This window comes from Microbacterium sp. Bi128 (genome assembly GCF_918698205.1).
Genome location: NZ_CAKKMM010001325.1, coordinates 1 through 1,405, shown reverse-complemented (window position 1 = coordinate 1,405; position 1,405 = coordinate 1). Strand labels below are relative to the sequence as shown.

Annotated in this window: 2 protein-coding genes; one reads left to right on the top strand and one right to left on the bottom strand. The window is 69.1% G+C overall.

Going from position 1 to position 1,405, the window contains the following annotated elements; all coding sequences use genetic code 11:
* Positions 1-34: 34 nt before the first annotated feature.
* Positions 35-907: a sulfurtransferase gene (locus tag LQV45_RS32440; RefSeq protein WP_230011678.1), complete on the bottom strand. Its 873-nt coding sequence runs from the start codon at positions 905-907 to the stop codon at positions 35-37.
* A gap of 48 nt (positions 908-955) precedes the next feature.
* Between LQV45_RS32440 and LQV45_RS32435 the strand changes: the two genes are divergently transcribed.
* Positions 956-1,405, top strand: a 450-nt coding sequence (locus tag LQV45_RS32435; protein WP_230011667.1) for a pyridoxal-phosphate dependent enzyme, incomplete at its 3' end; no start/stop codon positions are given.

The following is a 1,405-nucleotide window of genomic DNA, read 5'->3' as shown; positions in this document are numbered from 1 at the left end:
GCCTGCGCGGGCCGTCCAATGCTCGTGCTGGCCCTTAGCGTGAAGCCGCGTCCTCGCCGTACGGTTCCGGCCCGGTGACAACATCGTTCGCGGGACCGTGGCACCACTCCGAAAAGGACCCCGGATAGAGGGCAGCGGAAAAGCCGGCAATCTCGAGGGCGGCGATTTCATGGGCCGCTGTCACTCCGGACCCGCAGTACACGGCAGTGGGAACGCCGTCCCGGTAACCGAGCTGTTCGAAGCGCTCCCGCAGCTCCGCCGGGGCAAGGAAGCGCCCGTCAGCGCGCAGGTTCCCGGTGGTAGGGGCACTGACGGCCCCCGGAATATGGCCGGCGCGGGGATCCACGGGCTCGATTTCGCCGCGGTACCGCTCCCCCGCCCGGGCGTCCAACAGCAGCCCCCGCCGGCCCCAACTGGCGGCTTGTCCGGCGTCGATCGCGGGCATGGCGCCGTCGGACAGGGTGACGTTTCCGGGTGCGGGCTGTTCGGGTCCGGCCGCCAGCTCGAACCCGGCAGCCCGCCACGCGGCCAGGCCGCCGTCGAGCAGGTACACAGAACTAAAGCCGGCGTTGCGCAGCATCCACCACAGCCGGGCCGCAGCCATGTTGCCGCTGTCGTCGTACGCTACGACCACATCGCCGTCGTTGATGCCCCAGCGGCGCGCGGACTCCTGGAACTGCTCTGACGGCGGCAACGGATGCCTGCCGCGTTCCGGTTCCGCCGGTCCGGCAAGTTCAGTGGCGAGATCCACGAAGACGGCCCCGGGGATGTGTCCGCGCAGGTAGTGATCGTGACCGTGGGGATCCCCCAGCGCCCAGCGAACGTCGAGGAGTGCTGTGCGCTGGCCGGCTGCGCCGGCGTCGTCCATCCGGTCCTTGAGGGCGGCAGCATCGAGAAGGGTGTCCATTTCCCCACTCTATCTTTGGCGTCCCGCCGCCCCCGGTAGGCTGTAGCGGTGAACACAGCGCACCTGCAGGACCGGGCCTGGGCCGACGAGGCCGTCCGCCGGATCAACGCCGAAAACAACCGCTCAGCCGACACCCACCTGTACTCGGTGCCGCTCCCGGAGCACTGGGGCGTGCAGCTGTACCTGAAGGACGAATCCACCCACCGCACCGGCAGCCTCAAGCACCGGCTGGCGCGGTCCCTGTTCCTCTTCGGCCTCGTCAACGGCTGGATCCGGGAAGGCACCACGATCGTGGAGGCATCCAGCGGCAGCACCGCCGTCTCCGAAGCCTATTTTGCGCAGCTGCTGGGACTGCCCTTCATCGCCGTGATGACCCGGACCACCAGCCGCGAGAAAATCGCCCTGATCGAACAGTTCGGCGGCTCCTGCCATCTGGTGGACCATGCCTCCGAGGTCTACGAGGCCGCCGCGGATCTGGCCAGCAGCACGGGCGGGCAC

Coding starts and splice junctions, on each gene's coding strand:
- LQV45_RS32440 (WP_230011678.1), bottom strand. CDS start 907: ATGGACACCCTTCTCGATGCTGCCGCCCTCAAGGACCGGATGGACGAC.